We start from the raw sequence: 21,246 nt of genomic DNA, 5'->3' as shown, positions 1-21,246 counted from the left end.
AAGCTAGATTTTTTAATCTAGGCATAATCAAAAGACCTAACGGGGTTAGGTGGTTCACAAAATATTGGTAACGGTTAGTAATTCTTATTGAACAGTTGACCATTACTCATTAATCCATAGATCAACCTTATAAGTTTACGGGTAGTGAGTGCGAGTGCGCGTTTGTGTTGATGATTATTCACCTCGTTATATTTCTTTTGATAATAGGTATTGTAGGAACTCACGTAGTTTTTAACTAGATTGGTAGCCTCAATTAAATAGTAACGAAGATAGTGGTTACCTGTTTTAGTCATAGAAGTATCATCCGCTTCAAATTTTCCTGATTGATTCTTACGCCAGGTAATTCCAGCGTATTTCGCGAGAGATTCTTCGTTTTTAAACTGATGAATAGATCCTATTTCAGAAAGAATACCTGCCGCATATACTGGTCCAATACCGGGAATAGAACGTAAAGATATGTACTCATTAATGGCAAAACCTCTCATTAATTCTTCTATTGACTGATTAATCTTCTTGATTTCAGTTTCATAAGTACGAATGATAATCAAACTAGAAGAGATGGCGTAATTGATTGGTTCATAAGCAACTTTGTCAAGTCGATAAGAAGCTCTAGCTGCTTTCTTTAAGAGTGTCGCAACGTCCTCAGGGTTAGAGAAACGGTTTTTTGAAGACTTCATGATGAAGGCAACCAAATCCTCTAAAGAAGTATTCACAATTTCTTCAGGTGAAGAGAATTCTTCTAAGACAGATAAGGCAGTATTACTCCAATTATTAGAAGTAAACTTGGCATCCGGTTTACCAAATTCTGAGAATTTCAAATAGATGTTGGTTAATACATAAGTTTTCTCTTTTGAAAGTAACTCAGCAAGATGGACTCGATGTCGTGTAAGACGTTGAAGCGCAAGTTTTTGAGAACCTTTAAAAGGCGTGAGACCCTTGGTTCTACCGACCCTTGCGATGTCCGCTAGGATATAAGAGTCTTTTGGATCTGTTTTATCCATATCAGAAAAACTAGCACGATAATTACGAGATATCTTAGGATTAATACAGTATACCAAGACATTATACCTAAAGAGTTTCTCAGAAGCAGATAAGTACGTCGCAATGTGAGCAGAATAGATTCCAGTTGATTCGAGTACACAAGTGATATTCGAGTAATCCGAATCATAAAGAATTTCTAGTAATTTCGTTTCAATTAACTCAGCACCATGAATATTATTCACGGTATTAAATGATTGGTGAAAAGATTGATGAAAGTCTGTAATATAGACATAATTTGATTCTTTAGATACGTCTATACCGACATATAAAGTTGATAATTCTTGAGTCATATTATTATCACCGCCAATCGAATAAATTAGATATAAAAAGGTCCTAGCCTTATCATACGGTTCCAGCCTCGCACATAAGAATTTCCTGGCCACGTGGATTCAATGAGTAGTGGACATTCAAACAACAACCGGGTAAAGAATTACATATGATAAGCAGGTTTGCACGCTTTACAAGCGGTTTGACCGCAAGGGGTGACAGCACTTTCCTTAGCTATATCTATCTTCATTATAGCACTAGGACCTTCTAATAAATAAAGCTTAAAAGATTTAAAAAATAAAAGTGTATAAAATCATTACGATCTTATACACATATTATACGAGAGGTGAAATAATGAACAAAGTTATACTAATAAAATGTAATGATTATAACCTTACACTAGTTACTGATAGCATTAAATCTTCGTTAGAAAACTTAGGAGGATTAGATAAATATGTAAAACCTGGGGAATCAGTTTTACTTAAAGTTAACTTATTAACAATTAAAAAACCAGAACAAGCTGCTACTACTCATCCTGTTTTTGTTGAAGCTTTAGTAAACATATTTTTAGATCATGGATGTAAAGTAACTATAGCCGATAGTCCTGGTGGACCATTTGTAAGTTCTATGGTGAAAAGAGTTTATAAAGCTACAGGTATGAAAGACCTAGCAAGTAGATACGACATTACACTTAATGATAATTATAACAGTAGCACTATTTTTACAAACGATTCTAAACTATAGTGAAAGACCCCATTTTGACACAAAGAAAATAGCATTAGAAATGCTCTGCTATGAAAAAGTGGGACACATAGGTACCACATAATAGAACATAATGTATAATAGTTATACAAAGGAGTTGAAAGCCATCGCAGATGTACTGGGTGTCAGGTTTGAGCAGGCATTTATTTTACCTGATGGAGATGAAATAAAAATATCTAATGATTAAAGGAGGCAGTCTAATATGATGATTAGTCCGGAAAGTTACTATGAAGAGTATCTCAAAGGAAAGACAAAGGAAGAAATAATGACCGCCATCCGAGGACTTAAGCAAGAAATAGGACGTCTAAAAAGTACACTCGAAAATCCTGACTATGATGATAACGCAATTATTCATCCGGATAAGTTTACCTGCATTTACTGGACTCGTGGGTACTTGGAAAAAGCTAAAGAGACCTTAAGAGAGAATATGAAAGGGGCATTCAAATGAAAAAAAAGGATTTGATGCATGAAATTAAAAATCAATATATAGAAAAACAAGGGTATCACGATGTTACTCACACTCATCATCAAGGACATGAGTCAGCTTCACACGCTTCATGTATCACTGTAGTTCCCATCTTTAATCATTTAGAAGGAGAACAGATGGAGGAAATTATGAAAGTAACGAAATCGACCTCTTTTAAAAAGGGTGAAGTAATTTACCGAGAGGGAGATATATCCGACTTGTTATATATTGTAAGTAAAGGGAAAATTCGAATTTACCGTTTGTCTGAATCAGGAAAAGAACAATTAGTGAGAATATTAAATCCAGGCGATTTCACTGGAGAGCTTGCCTTGTTTCGCGAATCAATTCAGGAAGCATATGCAGAAGCAATGAGTGATACCGATGTATGTATGATTAGTAGAAATGATTTGCAAGAATTTTTATTAAAGTACCCTACTATATCTTTGAAGATTTTATCGGAATTCTCTAACCGATTAGAAACATCAGAAAAACAAACAACTAGATTTGCCACAGAGAAGGTAGATACTAGATTAGCACTGTTTCTTGCAGAATGCATGGAAAGCGGAGATGGTCCAATGGAAATTGAATTGCCAATGAGTAAAAAGGATTTAGCCTCTTATCTAGGAACTACTCCAGAAACTATTAGTAGAAAGTTAGCTGACCTTGAAAATGAAGGATATATAAAACAAAAATCAGGTAGAAAGATTGAGATTTTGGATTTAGATGGATTGTTGTTGGTATAGATGTGATAATATAAAGTAAAATAGTAGTAAAAATTATTAAAACATTTAAAAAAGACTAAACTTGATTTAGATCAATTTAATTTCGTTCAATCTATAGTATTATATAATCAAGATAAAGAAAAAATAAAACAAGAAAGAAGGGAAAAAATATGTCAAGACAATTAAATTTTAATCAAGTAAAGGAAACTCATTTAAAAACATTAGCACAATATGTTCCAGTTGTAGCAAAAGTTCATGGAGGAAATCATCCAGAATTCTACCAGGTTCGTAAAGTATATGATGAACTTGCAAAGAAAGCAAAAGATGCGGGAGTAGAAAAGCCGGACTTAAAAGAGGAGTTTGTAAAATTACGTGAAATCACAGATAATTATACAGTTCCAGGTGATGTATGCGAAAGTTATGAAGCAGTATATAACATGTTAGCAGAATTAGATAAAGCATATGAAGCATAAAAGAAAATAAACAAAGCAATGAAAAGATATAAATAATCTAATAGGGAGGAGTATGAATATGCAAAAATTTATATTAGGAAGAAAAAACCATATTACAATAGTAAGTGCAATTTTAATAATAATTGCATTTGTTAGTAAATTAGGCTTCGAAAACGAACAAATAGCCATATGGGCATTAGTAATTGCTTCAATTTTGGGAGTTTCACCTATTGCGATTCAAGCGTATCAAGCATTAAAAGTCAAAGTAGTTAGTATTGATGTTTTAGTTACCATTGCAGTTATCGGAGCCTTTATAGTTAGAAACTACGAAGAATCAGCAATTGTTACATTTTTATTTCTATTTGGAGCTTATCTAGAACAAAGGACACTTAATAAAACACGTTCTGCAATTAAAGAATTAACTCAAATGGCACCAGAAAGTGCCTTAAAACAAGTGGAAAATGGTGAGTTTGAAGAAGTAGAAATAGATGAAGTTGATGTAGGAGATATTTTGCTTGTTAAAACGGGTGCAAAAATCCCAGTTGACGGTACAGTGTTAACAGGAGAAGGGCATATTAATGAAGCAAGTATTACAGGAGAAGCGGTTCCTGTAAGTAAAAAGAAAGATTCGGGGGTATATGCCGGAACAATTTTAGAAAATGGAACTATTCAAATCACTGCTGATCGTGTAGGTGAGGATACTACTTTTGGTAAAATCATTGAGTTGGTTGAAGAAGCACAGGATTCAAAATCAGAAGCAGAACGTTTCATTGATAGATTTTCTAAATACTACACACCAGCTGTTTTAGTTCTCTCTTTTATTGTATGGATATTTTCAAGGGATATTGAACTTGCAATTACAATATTAGTTTTAGGATGTCCAGGAGCATTGGTAATCGGTGTACCGGTTTCAAACGTCGCGGGGATTGGCAATGGAGCACGTCATGGAGTCCTTCTAAAAGGTAGCGAGGTTATTAGTGACTTTAGCAGACTAGATACCATGGTATTTGACAAAACAGGTACATTAACAATAGGAAATCCTAAAGTAGCTGATAAAGAAATTTATGCAGATAATGTATATGAAGTATTAGGGTATCTAGCAAGTGTTGAAAAGGAATCAGATCATCCATTAGCAAAAGCAGTTGTAGAATATATTGGAGATATAAAATTATATACAGTTGAAAAAACAGATGTTGTAAAAGGTGGAGGAATTGTAGCTCATGTAGAAGGTCATAAAGTTGCAGTCGGTAATGTGGCACTAATGGAGCAAGAAAATATTCTTTTAAGTGAAAAAGCTCGTGCAGATATTGCCAGATTTGAGAAAAACGGAAATTCACTTGTTTTAACATCAGTTGATGGTGAATTAAAAGCATTGATGGGTATTCGTGATCAAATTCGCCCGGGTGTAAAAGATGATCTTAAAAAGTTGAAAAAACTTGGTGTTAAAAATCTAGTAGTTCTTTCTGGTGATAACCAAGGAACAGTTGATTTAGTAGCACGTGAACTAGGACTTACAGAAGCTCATGGACATATGTTGCCAGAAGATAAAGCAACATATATTAAAGAGTTACAAGAAAAAGGTCAAATCGTGGCATTTGTTGGAGATGGAGTAAATGATAGTCCTTCACTAGCTCTAGCACAAATTGGAATTGCTATGGGAAATGGAACAGATGTAGCAATCGAAACTTCAGATGTTGTTTTAATGAATTCAGATTTCAGCCGCTTGCCATATGCATTAGGTTTAACAAAAGCAACCGCTAATAACATGCTTCAAAATATTATTATTGCAGTAGGGGTTGTATTAGTCCTTCTTGCCAGCGTATTCTTTAGTGAATGGATGAACATGTCAATCGGTATGTTAGTACATGAAGCAAGTATATTAGTAGTGATTTTAAATGGTATGAGACTTCTTCGCTATAAATTAAGAAAATAAAAATAAATAAAATTCTTGATGTAAATCAATTTATTATAGATAATAATAGTATATAATACAATTAACATAAACTAAAGGAGAGATGAAAAATGCAAAAAGCAACAATTCAATTAGAAACATTAACATGTCCATCATGTATGCAAAAAATAGAAAATGGAGTTAAATCATTAGATGGAGTAGACAAAAAAAGCATAAAGGTGCTATTTAATTCAAGTAAAGTAAGAGTGGAATATGATGATGAAAAAGTATCTATAAAAGATATTGAAAATACCATTGATAAATTAGGATATGAAGTTATAAAATCTCAAGTAAAAGCTTTATAAAATAAGAGGGAATAAGTTTGGTTTTAATGATATCAGATGCTGGTTAATGTCATCTACGGTAAAGGATACAGTTACCAAGTTATAATGTCGTTGATATCTTCCCACACACGAAAGCCCACAGTGGATATGTTCTCACAAAGAGAACTTCTGATAAAAATATTTTGATTACTAGTATTTGACAGCTATAACTTCCGCTCAAGCCAGATTGAATGAGACAGCATATTATTGAAAGTGACGGAAAATGGACAAACCTAATTGGACAAATAACTATGCTGTTTTTATAGTATAATTGTAATAATCAGTTATATCGTTATGACTTATCAAAATATGAACTTTCAGCATTATTTATAGTAAAGTTAGTCTAGAGGTTGTAGTAAAGTTAGTCTAGAGGTTATCAAAAACAGTGATAAAGTCCATAATGACAAGACATGTATAAAAAAAACGCCAATGTTATGGTGCGAAAGGGTCTTTGATATCTGTCAAAACTCTTTTTTTTTTGATATAATACAAGTGAAATGGGGGAAGATAATGAACTTCACATTTAAACCACTAACCATGGACGACGTGACAGCAATTTCCTTATGGCGTTACGACGGATTCATGAAATCAATCTATATGCAACCCTATATTGACAATTATGCAAAAACGAACAAGATTATAGGACCGGAACAATGTGATGGTTACGCTGTATTCGTAGAGAACACATTGTTTGGACTGTTTGAATACTATCTTAAGGGACCAATCATTGAACTTGGTCTTGCAATCCATCCGGATTATGTTGGTAAAGGTTTTAGTAATGATTTTATTGATGCAGGAATCAATTTTGCGGTTTGGCGATATGATTATGACCAAGACTATGTACAGTTGACAGTAGAAAAAGACAATATTGCAGCCTTTAAGGCTTACAAGAAGAATGGGTTTGTCGAAGTAGAACAGAAAGATCATGAGATTGTAATGTATAAGTATCTATAAAAAAAGCATGAACTGACACATGCTTTTTATCTATAGTCTGGACGGATATATTGCTTTTTGGGTCCTTTCTTGGTAAACAGGCTTATTGCTTGTTCAGGACATGAATTGATACAACGATAACAGAGAGTACATTGGTTCATTGTGATAATTCTGTTATCTTTAAATTCTAAATTATCAACTGGACAAAGACCTACACATATTCTGCACTTACTACATTCTTTATGGTTTATGTATAAGCGTTTTCGCATTGCTTTATCCATCATTCTTGCATATAATCGTTGTACGAAAAAACCTAAAATCCATGAATACCACATTCGTCCACTTTTTATGTTTTTCCCACGTTTGATTTGATCGACTATGGCGATGATTTTATTGTGTGCTTTCTCAATCTTTGCACTCGCTTCAGAATGTGTTTTCACAGGAAAAATACGTAGGTCGGTAAGATTGTTTGGCATATTGATATGGATAGTGTGTTCCACTTTAATATCTTGATGCTTTAACAATTTGCAGGCTAAGTTAGCACCATCGCCACTAAATAACATTTGAGTAACGATGACAGAAATAGTTTTGAGTTCAAAGGCATTTTGATGTTCTACTAGAAAATCTTCCATAATATGGGGCATCATACTTTCATAAATGGGATAACCAATCGTAATTGTATCTGCCTTATGGATTAACGTAGTAAAATCAAGATTCTTTTCTTCAATAGAGTGTATCGCATATGAAGAAGACAATTCAGCTGCGAACTGTTCCATCACATACTTAGTATTGCCTGTTCCGGAGAAGTAGATATAGAGATCATCCATCGTATCACCTCACCTTTATTATAGATCTTTTCAAAGACAACATCTATACAATATCAAAAAAATCAGTATAATTAATAGTAGAAGGATGTGTAATTATGCTCGATATTTTCTCGTTTGTTTATTTTGTCTGGTCGTTTTCAGCAATTGCAAGTGTTGTCGGATTATATTTTGCGTTTCGACATCGTTCTGCACAGTTTCAATGGCGTCTGTTATTTTCTTTTACCATCTTTGCTTGGGTACTACATTTTTCGCGAATCTGGCTCGATCCTGATGTAACAACGAGGATGATCTTTTTCGAGGATTTATGTGGCTTTAACACCATGCTATTCCCATTCTTAATTACCTCAAAGAATAGAGTATCTAAAGATATTATGTTCTTTGTTGCAGCCTTGTTTGCTTCTCACAGCTTGTTTTATCCCAATAATATTGAAGGCGATCCCATTTTATATTTTAATACCATCCGCTTTTTCTTTGCACATCTTATTTTAGTGGCTGTTCCTGTATTGATGGTTTCATGGAAACTACATAAACCATCGATCAAGTCGTATCCTTATCTAATTGCGTATATCTCTGTCGGAGCCCTCTATAATTTCTATTTATCCAACTTATTGGTTCGATCAGGAATCGAGAATCGATATTACAATTATATGGGTATCTGGGGTGGATTTGATACGGTATATCGCGTTTTTGAGAATGTAGCACCATTCTTGCGCTATACAACAACTGTGTTAGGAGAGGAAGTCAGTCGACCAATTCCAGTTATTTATCTATACCCAGGATTAATCTTATACTACACTCCTGTATGGTTCCTGATGTCGTTTCCGACATGGGTTCCATGGATTCGTAAATGGAGAACAAAAAAAGCACAATAATGTGCTTTTTTTGTTTAATCTGAAATACTTGTGTACAGAATGGGGTTATCGGCAGTTCCCCATATCAACTCGACATATTCGGGATGATCGATAAACGGATTGCGATTGCCTTGGAATGAATAGACGGTTTCGTTACGTTCTAATTCCCATTCATCAACGGGATCTTCCAAATGCCAGCGTAGTAACGTAGCTAAATTACTGTAGTAGGGTAAATGATTGTCTTTTAAATGGAGTTCTGGAGCCAAGGATTTGATATCGACAGCTAATTCCAAATCCACAAAATCACCGTCTTCACCTTCATATCTTGTAGCCATATAGAATAGCATTCGAGCAACATCACCTTTGACTTCATCTCGAGGTTCAAAGAACCATTCACCACAGGTGTAATTGCCAAAACCTACATCTTCAACATCGGTATCATCGATACCATCATGACAGTCATCAAAGAAGCGATTGTTCTTTGTTGAGTTCATTCGACGTTCCGCTGCGACCAGATGGTGAGCATCGTTATGAGCTCCCATAGAGTACCCTAAGTACATATCAGGATCTTCATCAAAATCACCATGGGATTTTGACCAAATGTGTTCGCGGTTCCACTCGACTTGAATCTCTTCGGTACCTTCGGTTTGATAGCAGTAGTCTGGTAGATATTGAGTGGATGTATCTTGACATTCTTTGTACCAACTAAACCCACTATAGAACATGATTACATTGTCGGCGTTATCAGGGTCTTCATCAGCAGCACGTAACATTTTCCAGACATCAATATCTTCGGGATCACTATCGGTATATGGATACTCTGTGTGATTTGTGATAATGTCATTAAGCGCGTTTTTCAGTAATTCACCGGATAATCCGGATGCATCATCATAGTAGCCATCAGGGACATAGATTGTGGTAACCAATCCTTCCACGACGTCAACTGTAACAACGATCTCTTCAATATTCCCTGCGATGTCAACTGCACGAATGGTAATGGTTTGTTCACCTAGTGTGGTAGTATCAATCGTTCCTTCTATAACAAATTCACAGTCGAAATCCCGATTGTCATCACAGGTGATACCCGACAGATCATAGGTGCCATTTAACGTTACCGTTTCAGGTAAACTACTGACATCAATTGTTGGTGCTTCAGTATCGGGGATAATGAATCCCAACAAGTCGATTCCCAGGAATGTTTGTGATACATAAAATGCGGCACCAATGAATACGATTAGTAGTCCAATAATACTTTTTGGTTTTTTCATAATGCACTCCTTTAATAAAAAAATCTACATGTCTAGTATATCATGAAAAAAGTGATTGTATGTGGTAAAATGATATTGTAATTATCAAGTTGACAACAATGTAAATCAAAAACGACAGGATGTCAATCGGGATGGGTGGTTTATGGAGCAATATGGTTGTACCATGAAATCAGGAGGTGAGCATAATGATGCATAAAATAGGAGAACGCATTAGCGGATTTCGTAAAGAGCGCAATATGTCACAAGAAGAACTCGCTGCGGTGTTAAATGTCAGTCGACAAACAGTGAGTAAATGGGAGACAGGCGATACCTTACCTGATGTGTACAACGCCGTTGCCATCGCACGTTTATTCCATGTGTCATTGGATCAATTGGTTTTGGGTACGGCTGTAAAAGGAGGAGAATCTACCTATATGGCCGAACTAAAGCAAAAGCGACAAACGACCAATATCAAAGCAATTATCGTTGGTTCCATTGGATCGCTTACATTTGCACTTAGTTTGGTGCTACTCGACACGTTTCAACCACCAGCACAAACACAAGGGATTACAATGGCTTTTGTTTTCCCCGTCTTGATGGTTTGTTGGGCGTATGCGATTTACAATCTTGTTAAAGTGGGCCGCTACCAGCAAGAAATCAAATATCTGCAATCGATTGAACTGCACAACATTACGAACGCGAAATAAAAAAACACCTTGTGGTGTTTTTTTATTGGCAATAAGCTTCTACTTGTTTATCCGATACTTTTGCAAGCAAGAAGAAAGCAATCATCATCACCACGGATACCGTGGAAAAGGCAACGATATAGCCGATGGTTTCAATCAATAGTGCGCCAACTAATGGAAGAATAATAATGGCGATGTTCAGGGTTCCACGAATCCCTAAGTACTCCATCCGTTGTTCATGAGGAGTGATATCGAGTAATGTCGGTTCAAATCCGATGCGTCGTCCACTAATCATAAAGCCCATAATAAAGAATACAACCGCAAAAGGATAGGCTCCAAATTGGCCAAGAGTTATCGCTAGGATTGGATTTAGAACACCAAGTAAAATACAGAATCGGACAATGGTTTTCGCATTGAACCGTTCACCGATGATTCCCCAAATAATATTACTGAATATCGTTCCTGATATTTGAACGATAAGATAGACTCCGATAAATGAATTATCCACTGTAATAACCTCTTTTGCATAGACGATATAAAACGGTAATATCATCACACTGAAACTACTTAAGTTTTCGACAATGATGTAGTATCGAAATGAGGAATCTTTACGTAATATATTTGGAATATTACGAATGTACGCGACTAATGATGGGCGCTGTTTCATAGCTTCTGATGGTGGTTCATGCATGAAGTAAAATCCTGCTGAAGCAATGATTAAACCAATAAAGCCAATGACCAAACTAAGAGTGTAGTTCAGTGGAAAAGCAATCCCAAGAGCAAAGATGCGAGCAATGATAAAACCACCAAACAAACTGGCCAACGATCCAGAGAATTGTTTCATACTAAACAATCTTGTACGGCGAGAATCCTTGATTGTTTTCGCCACTAAATCACTGTAGGAAAGTCCGGCAAAGCCAGCACTTACACTGAATAAAAACACAAAGACAAAGAAGCTATATAGAACAATATTCGAATATTGCTCACTTAATAAATAGGTAAATAATCCCATACCCAAAAACGAGAGACTGCGTATATACATCCCAAGTAATAAATACTTTTTCTTGAAGGGTTTACTGCTTAAATAATGGCTAAATAAAATATTGAAAATAAGCGGGGTACCAAGCATGATGGAATACAGGGCACCAAAGATGAATTTATTGGTTGATAAGGTATTGATTAGTGTTGGAAATACGGTATTCAAATCCAACATAGCCATCGTCAATGCTAAGAAAAATCCATGCCAGATAAAGGCAAACATACTTCGCTTTTCATTTGTACTCATAAAAGCCTCCTAACGATACTATATTATATGAAATCGAAGCGGTAGATTCAATATAATTGTCCGGTTATTTTTAGGTGATACAATGAGACCCAAAAGTGGTGGTGGTGATAATCCTGATTTTTTATGAAAATACCTTACGTTTAAAAGGGGTTTTTGCTATAATAGAGTAAAGGCTTTCAAAAGTTTGTAAAAATATACCGTATGGAGGAATGCATTTATGAAACAGTACAATACTGAAAAATTGCGCGCTTTAGCCGTTGTAGGGGCCCCAGGGTCCGGGAAGACAACGTTTATGGAATCCGTTCTCTTCAAGACTGGAGCGATTGAAAAAAAAGGTTCTATAGAAAGTAAGAATACCGTATCCGATTATTTGAATGAAGAAAAGGATCATCAATCTTCGATTTCAACAAGTATTATTCCTGTGGAGTACAACGGATTTAAAATTAACTTTTTAGACACTCCGGGGAATCGTGAGTTAATTAGTGAAGTCGATCAGGCGTTATCCGTTGTGAAGGGTGCTATCGTTATGATTGATGGTAGTAAAGGGATTGATGTAGGTAGCGAACAATTTCTAGCGGATTTGGGTGAAGCCGGATTCCCAACCATCATCTATTTGAATAAAATGGATAAGGAAAATGTAAAGTTTGATCAATTAATTGCGAAATTAAAAGATATTTTAGGAAACAAAGTTGTTCCATTCTTATGGCCGATTCTTAAAGGAGAAGACTTCCAAGGTTATGTTGACTTAGTCGATATGAAAACCCGCGTTTTAGAAAACGGAAAAGTTGTTGAAAAAGAAGTGTCTCCAGAGTTGCAAGCAGAAGTTGAAGATTTACGTGAAAGCATTATTGAAGGTGTTGCTGAAACCAGTGAAGACCTTCTAGATAAATATTTCGGTGGCGAAGAACTAACTCGTGATGAAATCATCGGTGGGTTACGTAGTGGTGTTTTAAGTGGAAATCTAATGCCTGTTGTTGTGGGATCAGCACTGAAAAACATTGGAATTTTGGATTTACTAGAAATTATTGAAAAATATATGCCAGCACCAAATGACTTGAAACCAATCCAAGCGAAAAAACCGAAAAGTGATGAGGTTTGTGAACGGGAAACAAGCGATGACGCACCACTGAGTGCCTACTGTTTCAAAACCGTTGTCGACCCATTTATTGGAACCATCAGTTTTATCAAAGTCTTTAGTGGAACATTGGAAAGTGGCCAACGTGTTGACGTAGCCAACTCGGAAGAAACCATTAAGATCAATCAACTAGCATTGATGCGTGGTAAAGAACTCGTTGATGTTGAGAAACTACATGCGGGTGATATCGGAATCATAACCAAAATTGAAGAAGTGTTTACTGGATGTACGCTAGCGGATTCAAAACAACCGGTTATTATTGAAGGACCAGAGATTCCAAAAGCCACTATTTATACGGCAATTCATCCACGGAACAAACGCGATGAAGATAAAATTTCAACCGCGTTACATAAATTAGCCATTGAGGATCCCTCATTTGAGTTTAAACGCAACCGTGAAACCGCTCAATTATTAATAGGTGGTCAAGGTATGGCTCATATTGGATTTATCCTTGAAAAACTACTCAACGTTTACAAAGTTGAAGTCGATCAATCGGAACCGAAAATCGTCTATCGCGAAACAATTAAACGCAAAGCAGAAGCTGAAGGTCGACATAAGAAACAATCCGGTGGATCAGGACAATTTGGTGTCGTTAAAATCCGCTTTGAACCAATGGATCCAAACGAGAAAGATTTTGAATTTGCCGAAGAAATCCATGGTGGTTCTGTACCGCGTGGATACTGGCCAGCTGTAGAAAAAGGATTGATTGAACACTTCCAAGAAGGACCCCTTGCAGGATTCCCTGTAATCGGTGTTCGTGCGGTATTATACGACGGCCAATACCACAGCGTTGACTCCAATGAAATTTCATTCAAGTTAGCGGCTGCACTCGCATTTAAGAACGCATTGAAAGATGCGAAACCAACCATTCTTGAACCGATTATGAAAATTGAAGTAACGGTTCGTGATGAGTATGTTGGTGATGTTATGGGTGACATCAACAAACGACGTGGTCAAGTACAAGGAATGGAACCACTACCCGGTGGAAAACAAAAAATCGTTGCCGAAGTTGCAGAGTCTGAGATCATCAGCTATACGATTGACTTAAAAGCAATGACACAAGGTACGGGTGTATTCAAACGTGAATTCGTACGATATGAAGAACTTCCATCACACATGATGGATGCCGTGATCGCTGAGTATACAAAAGAAGATGAATAACAAAAAAGGCAGAAATGCCTTTTTTTTGTTGATAAGGAGTTCGCTTTTTGATACAATAATAAACCGCAAGAGGTGATTACATGTTTCTTGAAATATTGACAGCGTTTGTTATTATATTCATTGCTGAATTAGGCGATAAATCGCAGATTTTAGCCATGTCTTTTGCAACGAAATACAAGACGCGAGATGTTGTTATCGGTGTCTTTATTGGAATTCTTGTGAATCATGTACTCGCTGTATTGATTGGAACATTTGCTGGTTCGTTGTTCTTCGGATATCAAATTGCCTACATTGTTGCATTTATCTTCATTGTCTTTGCCTATCTGAGTCTGCTTGATCGCGGGGATGATGACACACCCTCAGTCCGCCAAATGGCAACCCCGATAGTGGTAATCGCGATGGCTTTTTTTGTTGGTGAACTTGGAGATAAAACACAACTTGCAACCTTTGCATTGAGCAGTGAAAGTGATCATCCGTATATGATCTTGATTGGTACTGTTTCGGCGATGCTTGCGGTATCATATGTGGGAATTGTTGTTGGGAAACGTCTCGGAGAGCGTGTTCCAGATTACTATATCAGGATTGCTTCAAGCGTACTGTTCTTTGTATACGGTGTGATCAAATTAGGAAGTGGATATCAATCATCAAACTTGAGTTCCGTATGGATGCTGGTGATTGTCGGGCTTTCTTTGATTGGATATTTGAGTATGTTGTACATTAGTTATCAACAATATCGATCTACACCTCAAACAACTTTTCAACGCGTTGCCCAACATCTAAAAGAGTATTATCAAGCAATGGATCAAGCCTTGGACATTCTTTGTTTAGGAGAAGAGTATTGTGGAACTTGTATTGGAAAACACTGTTTAATAGGACATACCAAATACTTACTAGAAGAGGCTAAAAAGGGACATCATATTGATGTGGAGTCTTTATCAAATAAAGCATTTAAAGATGTCGAAGCATCCCGGATTCTTAAAGCAATTGATATTACAATTGATGAGATTAAAGATCATTGGGATGATTCGGATTTTGCCATTTTGCATACGATACGGCAGCACTTGGATTATCTATTGTTTCACCGCAGTATTGCCCCTAAATCCTTTACTGAATACAAACAATTTATTGAGGAATATAAACAATCAATATCGAAATGACTCATTATATACGAGTCATTTTTTTATGTTCGAAGAAGTGTTAATGTGGTACAATGAGTAGTATGTAATAGGAGGTATTGATATGATCAAACAAGTCCGTACAAAGCAAGATTTAAAACAGTTTGTCTATTTCATAAAAGAATTATATCCTGAATCAAGTCATCAAGTATATCCGATTTTTTTCTTTTTAATGAAGGAGTTAAACGACGAGATTTTACGTAAAAAAGACTATACTGCCTTACTCTGTTATCGGGAGAACCAGGTTGTTGGACGGATCATGTACACGATTGATGCTTCAAAAAAACAAGGCAAAGACATAGGGTATTTCTCGTTTTTTGATGCGATTGATGATCAGGACGTTGCGAAAGAGATTTTTACCGCTATGGAGACGGATTTAAAAGCCAAAGGAATCGATTATGTTGAAGGGACATTTGCACCATATGACCCCGATACTCGTCGTGGAATTTTAGTCAAAGGGTTTGACAGTGATCCCGTCATTTTCACCAGTTATAATTATGAGTACTATGGACCACTGTTAGAAAGTATTGGATGTTATAAAGCAATTGATACCGTTTTGTTAGATGCGGAATATAGTGAAAAATCAAAGAAACGATTATCCACCGTTTCCAAGTATTTTTTACGAAGTCATGATGTTCGTGTAGATCCATTAAATTTTAAAGATCTCGATCGGGATATGAAGGATATCAAAGAGATATTAGATGATGCGACAAATGATATTATCTATCAAGACGCACCAACGATGGATATGATTGAAAACGCCGCAAAACAATTAAAATCGTTTATTAATCCCAATTTAATCCGGATTGCAAGAGAAAATGAAACCAACCGACCGCTTGGATTTTGTTTGGTATTACCAGATTATAATCAAGTGTTCAAAAAAACCAGAGGACGATTGAAATTATGGACTCTCTTGCGAGCTAAAAAACATATTACAAAAGCGCGTGGGATGATGCAATACATTGTTGAGGATTATCAAAATACAGGACTGATTGGTCATATGTTTAAGGTCATATATGATGAATTTGAACGGATTGGTATCAATGAATTTGAAGCAGGTACAATGATGGAAGACAACCCGAAACCTATCAATGCCTTTAAAAAATTCGGTGGTGACATTATTAAAATCTATCGTCTGTATGGAAAGGATATTGATTAACGATGAATATTGTTGTAGCGATCATACAGCTCTCGCTGATTATTCTAGTTCCCCTGTTTATTATCCGCAATGACAAGTTCATCTTAACCAAATGGTTCGGTTCGATTGGTACTGCATATTTAGCGGGAATCACACTAAGTGTACTCATCTATCTATTGAATCGTTTGGGAGTGAATATTGTTCCCAATAAGGATGTTGGTGAAATTGGAAGTCACTTGGCGATCAGTATTGCCATTCCGTTGTTGTTGTTTTCCGCGAACTTAAAAGAAGCGAAGAAGTTATCAAAAACCGTATTAAAGAGTTTTGCATCGCTTTTAATTAGTGCGGTTGTGGTCTCCAGTATTGTCTTTTATGCGTATGCTTATACGCTAGCCGATGGTGATGTGTTAAGTGGTATGGCGATTGGTGTCTATACCGGTGGAACACCAAACCTCAATGCGATTGCCAATATTTTTGGATTAGAACAAAATATCATTTTAAGTGCTAATTTGTCTGATATGATTATTGGGGCGTTGTTCTATGTATTTTTATTGTTGTTAGCGAAACCATTGTTATCACGATTCTTACGAAATCGATCCGATGAGAACTACCTTACAGAAGATTCTAGCATCATTAACTTTGAAGAAATTGATATGCGCCAGTTCACATTAACAAAAACGTTATGGAAGCGTGTTATTCTAGGATTTGGAATTGCTGTCCTTGGTGCATTATTCGGTATTCTTGTGTGGATATTACTGGGTATGGAAGATGGGAAAATGATTGATTTGTTGGTGCCGACTATGATGATTACCGTAACCATTCTTGGTATTGTGGGTTCCTTTAACAAATCCATCCGTGAAACCGAAGGGATGAATGTTATTGGCCAGTATTTAATCCTCATCTTTAGTTTTGCCTTGGCAAGTAGTATTGATTTTACCCAGTTGCAATCGATCTTTACATCAACATTGATTTTATATGGAACCGTCACGGTTGGGGTATTTATTCTCCATACCATCATCAGTAAATTCTTGAATATTGATGTCGATTGTACAATGATTACACTAACTGCAGGGGTGTATGGTCCGGCCTTTGTTCCGGCGATTACGAAACAAATCAAAAACGATGATTTAACTGCTCCAGGTTTAATTGTCGGTAGTATAGGGTATGCTGTTGGAACGTTTCTCGGTATGGGTCTCGTGTTCCTCTATGCACTGTAAAAAGATGTAAAGGGTTTCAACAAATTGATGAATCGCTTTATTACATAAGAAACGGCTATTGAGTCGTTTTTTTGTGATCATGAGAGAAATCTTCTTTGTAGCATTCTCCGACAGAATCTTGTACAATAAGAATGAACTGGAGGTAGATTATGAAACGAATACGTGTGATGAGCAGTATCTTATTGTTTATTGTGATCCTACTAGGAGTTAATTATACAAACTTATTAAGTGCCGATGCCAATGATCTGGTTGTCCATTATCATCGTTACGATGGAAGCTATGATGAATGGTCTGTCTGGCTTTGGCAAGATGGAATCCAAGGAATCGAAGTGGACTTTACCGGAGAAGATGAATACGGTAAATTCGTTACCGTGGATCTGGTTGCAAACAACTTCAATCTCGGTATGGACATTGGAATTATCGTCGCGCAAATACCGGATGGTGGTGGCGCATGGATTAAAGATATTGATATGGATCGATATCTTGATATCTCAAGTCCCAATCTAAGTGGAGAAGTCCATGCATATGTCTTGCAAGGTGTGGAGTTTATCAGTTATGTTGCGACCGACGAAGTCGGATGTGATCGTGATAATCTCGATCCGTTTTTGTGTGCACAAGAACTCTCTACGGGGATATTAGATGCCTATTTTGATACCAGTTTGGATGTGAATTTTCTGGCGACGGATAGCATAGATGCGGCAGATATAACAATATTAGAAAATGATGTACCTGTTGGTTTTACAGGATTTATCAGTGGAACAACGGGAACCTTGGCACTAGACACGACTGTGAATGTAAGCAACACGTATATGATGGAAGTGCAGTATGGAGATACCGTCGTACAACAAGTAATCCGTATCGATGCCGCCTTTGAGTCATCGCTCTTTGCGGATGCGTATCACTATGATGGCTGGCTAGGTTTTGATTATTCAGCCACTGGTACAACATTCCGTGTGTGGGCTCCCCTTTCTAGTGCCGCTGAAGTCAATCTCTATGAAGAGGGACACCCCCTTTCGATGCGTAGTGATGGAGCGAATGATCCCTACGATACGATCCCAATGGAGTACATTGGTGAAGGGGTCTGGGAAGCAAGCGTTGATGGTGATTTGAATGGTGTGTATTATACGTATAATGTTGTGAATAGTGGATCGAAAGTCATTGATATTCAAGATCCGTATGGTGTTACATTTGGTTTGAATGGACAACGGGCAATGGTCCTTGATTTGGATAGTACCGATCCTGAGGGATGGGATACCGACAGTGGAGTTGATGGATTTACCAATCCCAATGAAGCGATTATTTATGAATTGCATGTACGTGATTTAACCAGTGATGGTGGTTGGAATGGTCCGGATGAATATGCGGGATTGTACATGGGATTCACCGTAGCAGGAACATCTTATACAAATTCCAATACGGGGGTTTCCGTTAGTACTGGGCTGGACCACTTAATTGAACTTGGAATCACCCATGTCCATTTGTTGCCAACCTATGATCAAGATTGGAATGACGAACGTGACTTCCAATTCAACTGGGGATATAATCCTCAAAATTACAATAGTCCTGAAGGTGGATACTCCACCGATCCCTATGATGGCGCTGTCCGAGTAAACGAATACAAACAAATGGTAATGGCGTTACATAGTAATGGTATCAATGTGATTAACGATGTAGTCTATAACCACACTGGACCAGGTGCGTCGTATAGTTTTAATCGCATTGTTCCAAATTACTTCTATCGTTTTAACAGCGATGGTAGTTTCAGTAATGGAACTGGTGTCGGAAACGAAACGGCTACCGAACGCTATATGGTAGATAAATTTATTGTTGATAGTGTTACCTACTGGGCGGAAGAGTATCATATTGATGGATTCCGTTTTGATTTGATGGCAGTCCATGATTACCACAACATGAACAATGTCGCCAATGCAGTCGAGGCGATTGATCCAGACATCTTTGTCTATGGTGAACCATGGGGTGGTGGCGCAATCGCGATTGATTATAGTCTTCAAGCAGGAAAACAAAACTTGTACCGGATGCCTCTTATCGCCGCATTTAACGATCAAATCCGAAATGCAATCAAAGGATCCCCTGATGGTGATGATCCTGGATATATTTCAACCGGAACCGGAATCACAGATATCATGCGAGGAATTGAAGGTAGTATCAACTGGGGCTTCCCAAATTCGGCACAATCCGTTAATTATGTCAGTGCCCATGATAATTTGACACTAATCGATAAACTATTGAAGACAAAAGGTTTGGATAGTAATACATACTATCTCAATGTCCCACTAGATGTCGATTATGAAGCACGCCTTGCCAATTCGATTGTGATGTTTTCACAAGGGACACCATTCTTGCATGCTGGGGTGGATTTCCTTCGTACAAAATATGGAGATCATAACAGCTACAGTGCGAGCGATTCGGTTAACCAATTGGATTGGAGTCGTAAAGCGAAATATGTGGATTCCTTTGAATACTACAAGGGCATTATTGAAATCCGTAAAGAATACGATAGTTTCAAAATGGTTGACAAAGCCGATATTGAAGCCAATTTAGATTTCCTCAATCCACCTGGATTTGGAATGATTGGGTATCGATTAACAAAAAACGGTGAAGACATTCTCGTGTATCACAATGGTGGGGCATATGACAATGATATTACGTTACCAGCTGGTGCATGGAAACTTTTATCCGACCGTGATGAAGCGGGATTAGATGGCCTTGGAACCTATGCAACGCGCTATCCAATCTACGAAGCCGAAACCCTGGTATTTGTCCGTGGCGATGAAGCAGATGTAATCGAATCACCACGTTTACAACCAATCATAACCAATCGTTTTGGTATTACATATGAAGGTCAAAGTTATACAATTAACTCAACCACAGATATTTACGCCTACAGCATAAATGGTGGTGCGTTCGTACCAAACAATACGCATCTCTCATCGGTTGATATCGAGGGTTTGACGCCAGGAACATATGACATTCGTATCCAAGACATGTATGGCTCAGAAAGTGAACCATTTACGATAACCGTCTTGGAAAACGATCCGATCACTTGTGATGAAGGCTACCATTTAGAAGGCGATGATTGTGTCCTAGATGTTCTGACTTGTGATGAGGGGTATCACCAAGAGGGAACCGAGTGCGTGTTGACTCCGCTAACCTGTGATGAAGGCTATCATCAAGAAGGAACCGAATGTGTATCGGATGTTCTCACTTGTGAAGAAGGATATGTAATCAGTGGGACAGAATGTGTTAAAATCGATGATAAACCAGTAGATTCAGGATGTTTCTCTCGAGCTATCATCCCGAGTTCAGTCATCATTATAACCTCCCTTTCTGGGGCGATTGGCTTGTATCTACTTCGTAAAAAACAATAAAGTGCAGATTTCTGCACTTTTTTATTTATATTTATAAATAAATGTAACCACTTACATACAAAACCAAAGGGGATGGCCACACGGTGGTATTTTTTAATTATAAATGGTTGTACTTTGATTAGCTAAAGCGTTCGAAATGGCCTATTTTACAATGTGGAACCGCTATCACATTTGTATCTATACGTTGACTAATAATTCCAAAAATAGTACAATAAACA

The 21,246-nt window shown here is 37.0% G+C and carries 18 protein-coding genes and 1 pseudogene; 15 read left to right on the top strand and 4 right to left on the bottom strand.

Annotated elements, in window-relative coordinates; translation table 11 throughout:
• Window positions 1-74: 74 nt before the first annotated feature.
• Entirely contained in the window at window positions 75-1,331 is a 1,257-nt protein-coding gene (locus G4Z02_RS00305; RefSeq protein ID WP_258877182.1) for an IS110 family RNA-guided transposase, read from the bottom strand.
• 331 nt (window positions 1,332-1,662) lie between these two features.
• Here G4Z02_RS00305 and G4Z02_RS00300 point away from each other — a divergent pair, with 331 nt between their 5' ends.
• The 8 genes and pseudogenes from G4Z02_RS00300 to G4Z02_RS00265 all read left to right on the top strand — a co-directional run bounded on the left by G4Z02_RS00300 (window position 1,663) and on the right by G4Z02_RS00265 (window position 6,938).
• Window positions 1,663-2,052 carry a DUF362 domain-containing protein gene (locus G4Z02_RS00300; RefSeq protein ID WP_258877853.1) on the top strand — a complete coding sequence of 130 codons (390 nt, stop codon included), beginning with the start codon at window positions 1,663-1,665 and terminating at the stop codon, window positions 2,050-2,052.
• Window positions 2,053-2,164: 112 nt separating this feature from the next.
• Window positions 2,165-2,257 (top strand): annotated as a pseudogene (locus tag G4Z02_RS00295) (XRE family transcriptional regulator); the annotation flags it as partial.
• A 15-nt stretch (window positions 2,258-2,272) separates the two neighbouring features.
• Window positions 2,273-2,518 carry a hypothetical protein gene (locus G4Z02_RS00290; protein WP_047001641.1) on the top strand — a complete coding sequence of 82 codons (246 nt, stop codon included), beginning with the start codon at window positions 2,273-2,275 and terminating at the stop codon, window positions 2,516-2,518.
• Entirely contained in the window at window positions 2,515-3,279 is a 765-nt protein-coding gene (locus G4Z02_RS00285; protein ID WP_047001640.1) for a Crp/Fnr family transcriptional regulator, read from the top strand. The genes G4Z02_RS00290 and G4Z02_RS00285 overlap by 4 nt, the downstream gene beginning before the upstream one ends.
• A 149-nt stretch (window positions 3,280-3,428) precedes the next feature.
• The gene (locus tag G4Z02_RS00280; RefSeq protein WP_047001639.1) at window positions 3,429-3,731 is read left to right on the top strand and encodes a hypothetical protein; all 303 of its coding nucleotides are present in this window, start codon (window positions 3,429-3,431) and stop codon (window positions 3,729-3,731) included.
• A 58-nt stretch (window positions 3,732-3,789) separates the two neighbouring features.
• The gene (locus G4Z02_RS00275) at window positions 3,790-5,643 is read left to right on the top strand and encodes a heavy metal translocating P-type ATPase (protein WP_258877852.1); all 1,854 of its coding nucleotides are present in this window, start codon (window positions 3,790-3,792) and stop codon (window positions 5,641-5,643) included.
• Window positions 5,644-5,732: 89 nt separating this feature from the next.
• Complete coding sequence (locus G4Z02_RS00270; protein ID WP_258877851.1) at window positions 5,733-5,966, top strand: heavy-metal-associated domain-containing protein; 234 nt, start codon at window positions 5,733-5,735, stop codon at window positions 5,964-5,966.
• A 528-nt stretch (window positions 5,967-6,494) separates the two neighbouring features.
• A complete protein-coding gene (locus G4Z02_RS00265; RefSeq protein WP_258877850.1) occupies window positions 6,495-6,938 on the top strand; it encodes a GNAT family N-acetyltransferase in 444 nt (147 codons plus the stop codon).
• 26 nt (window positions 6,939-6,964) lie between these two features.
• Here the strand turns inward: G4Z02_RS00265 and G4Z02_RS00260 are convergent, their stop codons facing one another.
• Window positions 6,965-7,744 (bottom strand): EFR1 family ferrodoxin, encoded by a 780-nt coding sequence (locus G4Z02_RS00260; protein ID WP_258877849.1) that lies wholly within the window; start codon window positions 7,742-7,744, stop codon window positions 6,965-6,967.
• 95 nt (window positions 7,745-7,839) lie between these two features.
• Here G4Z02_RS00260 and G4Z02_RS00255 point away from each other — a divergent pair, with 95 nt between their 5' ends.
• Window positions 7,840-8,616: a YwaF family protein gene (locus G4Z02_RS00255; RefSeq protein ID WP_258877848.1), complete on the top strand. Its 777-nt coding sequence runs from the start codon at window positions 7,840-7,842 to the stop codon at window positions 8,614-8,616.
• A 14-nt stretch (window positions 8,617-8,630) separates the two neighbouring features.
• On the opposite strand, the gene G4Z02_RS00250 is transcribed toward G4Z02_RS00255, so the two are convergent.
• A complete protein-coding gene (locus G4Z02_RS00250; RefSeq protein ID WP_258877847.1) occupies window positions 8,631-9,863 on the bottom strand; it encodes an endonuclease in 1,233 nt (410 codons plus the stop codon).
• Window positions 9,864-10,048: 185 nt separating this feature from the next.
• On the opposite strand from G4Z02_RS00250, the gene G4Z02_RS00245 reads away from it, so the two are divergent.
• Window positions 10,049-10,549 carry a helix-turn-helix transcriptional regulator gene (locus G4Z02_RS00245; protein ID WP_258877846.1) on the top strand — a complete coding sequence of 167 codons (501 nt, stop codon included), beginning with the start codon at window positions 10,049-10,051 and terminating at the stop codon, window positions 10,547-10,549.
• A gap of 22 nt (window positions 10,550-10,571) precedes the next feature.
• Here G4Z02_RS00245 and G4Z02_RS00240 read toward each other — a convergent pair whose 3' ends face one another.
• The gene (locus G4Z02_RS00240; RefSeq protein WP_258877845.1) at window positions 10,572-11,813 is read right to left on the bottom strand and encodes an MFS transporter; all 1,242 of its coding nucleotides are present in this window, start codon (window positions 11,811-11,813) and stop codon (window positions 10,572-10,574) included.
• Window positions 11,814-12,030: 217 nt separating this feature from the next.
• Between G4Z02_RS00240 and fusA the strand changes: the two genes are divergently transcribed.
• The 5 genes from fusA (at window position 12,031) to pulA (ending at window position 21,028) form a co-directional block, all read left to right on the top strand.
• Window positions 12,031-14,109 (top strand): elongation factor G, encoded by a 2,079-nt coding sequence (gene fusA / locus G4Z02_RS00235; RefSeq protein WP_258877844.1) that lies wholly within the window; start codon window positions 12,031-12,033, stop codon window positions 14,107-14,109.
• An 80-nt stretch (window positions 14,110-14,189) separates the two neighbouring features.
• A complete protein-coding gene (locus G4Z02_RS00230) occupies window positions 14,190-15,266 on the top strand; it encodes a TMEM165/GDT1 family protein (RefSeq protein ID WP_258877843.1) in 1,077 nt (358 codons plus the stop codon).
• A gap of 82 nt (window positions 15,267-15,348) precedes the next feature.
• The gene (locus G4Z02_RS00225) at window positions 15,349-16,443 is read left to right on the top strand and encodes a hypothetical protein (RefSeq protein WP_258877842.1); all 1,095 of its coding nucleotides are present in this window, start codon (window positions 15,349-15,351) and stop codon (window positions 16,441-16,443) included.
• A gap of 2 nt (window positions 16,444-16,445) precedes the next feature.
• Window positions 16,446-17,639 carry a DUF819 family protein gene (locus G4Z02_RS00220; RefSeq protein ID WP_258877841.1) on the top strand — a complete coding sequence of 398 codons (1,194 nt, stop codon included), beginning with the start codon at window positions 16,446-16,448 and terminating at the stop codon, window positions 17,637-17,639.
• Between the two features lie 149 nt (window positions 17,640-17,788).
• The gene (gene pulA / locus G4Z02_RS00215) at window positions 17,789-21,028 is read left to right on the top strand and encodes a type I pullulanase (RefSeq protein ID WP_258877840.1); all 3,240 of its coding nucleotides are present in this window, start codon (window positions 17,789-17,791) and stop codon (window positions 21,026-21,028) included.
• The last annotated feature ends 218 nt before the right edge of the window (window positions 21,029-21,246 follow it).

Origin of the sequence: Candidatus Xianfuyuplasma coldseepsis (genome assembly GCF_014023125.1) — a bacterium.
Lineage (GTDB): Bacteria > Bacillota_I > Bacilli_A > Izemoplasmatales > Izemoplasmataceae > Xianfuyuplasma > Xianfuyuplasma coldseepsis.
The sequence above is the reverse complement of the archived record's forward strand: the minus strand, read 5'-3'. Positions and strand labels throughout refer to the sequence as shown.

Excerpts from the sequence above, each read along its gene's own strand:
- G4Z02_RS00305 (WP_258877182.1), bottom strand. The coding sequence starts at position 1,331 with ATGACTCAAGAATTATCAACTTTATATGTCGGTATAGACGTATCTAAA.
- G4Z02_RS00300 (WP_258877853.1), top strand. The coding sequence starts at position 1,663 with ATGAACAAAGTTATACTAATAAAATGTAATGATTATAACCTTACACTA.
- G4Z02_RS00290 (WP_047001641.1), top strand. The coding sequence starts at position 2,273 with ATGATGATTAGTCCGGAAAGTTACTATGAAGAGTATCTCAAAGGAAAG.
- G4Z02_RS00285 (WP_047001640.1), top strand. The coding sequence starts at position 2,515 with ATGAAAAAAAAGGATTTGATGCATGAAATTAAAAATCAATATATAGAA.
- G4Z02_RS00280 (WP_047001639.1), top strand. The coding sequence starts at position 3,429 with ATGTCAAGACAATTAAATTTTAATCAAGTAAAGGAAACTCATTTAAAA.
- G4Z02_RS00275 (WP_258877852.1), top strand. The coding sequence starts at position 3,790 with ATGCAAAAATTTATATTAGGAAGAAAAAACCATATTACAATAGTAAGT.
- G4Z02_RS00270 (WP_258877851.1), top strand. The coding sequence starts at position 5,733 with ATGCAAAAAGCAACAATTCAATTAGAAACATTAACATGTCCATCATGT.
- G4Z02_RS00265 (WP_258877850.1), top strand. The coding sequence starts at position 6,495 with ATGAACTTCACATTTAAACCACTAACCATGGACGACGTGACAGCAATT.
- G4Z02_RS00260 (WP_258877849.1), bottom strand. The coding sequence starts at position 7,744 with ATGGATGATCTCTATATCTACTTCTCCGGAACAGGCAATACTAAGTAT.
- G4Z02_RS00255 (WP_258877848.1), top strand. The coding sequence starts at position 7,840 with ATGCTCGATATTTTCTCGTTTGTTTATTTTGTCTGGTCGTTTTCAGCA.
- G4Z02_RS00250 (WP_258877847.1), bottom strand. The coding sequence starts at position 9,863 with ATGAAAAAACCAAAAAGTATTATTGGACTACTAATCGTATTCATTGGT.
- G4Z02_RS00245 (WP_258877846.1), top strand. The coding sequence starts at position 10,049 with ATGATGCATAAAATAGGAGAACGCATTAGCGGATTTCGTAAAGAGCGC.
- G4Z02_RS00240 (WP_258877845.1), bottom strand. The coding sequence starts at position 11,813 with ATGAGTACAAATGAAAAGCGAAGTATGTTTGCCTTTATCTGGCATGGA.
- fusA (WP_258877844.1), top strand. The coding sequence starts at position 12,031 with ATGAAACAGTACAATACTGAAAAATTGCGCGCTTTAGCCGTTGTAGGG.
- G4Z02_RS00230 (WP_258877843.1), top strand. The coding sequence starts at position 14,190 with ATGTTTCTTGAAATATTGACAGCGTTTGTTATTATATTCATTGCTGAA.
- G4Z02_RS00225 (WP_258877842.1), top strand. The coding sequence starts at position 15,349 with ATGATCAAACAAGTCCGTACAAAGCAAGATTTAAAACAGTTTGTCTAT.
- G4Z02_RS00220 (WP_258877841.1), top strand. The coding sequence starts at position 16,446 with ATGAATATTGTTGTAGCGATCATACAGCTCTCGCTGATTATTCTAGTT.
- pulA (WP_258877840.1), top strand. The coding sequence starts at position 17,789 with ATGAAACGAATACGTGTGATGAGCAGTATCTTATTGTTTATTGTGATC.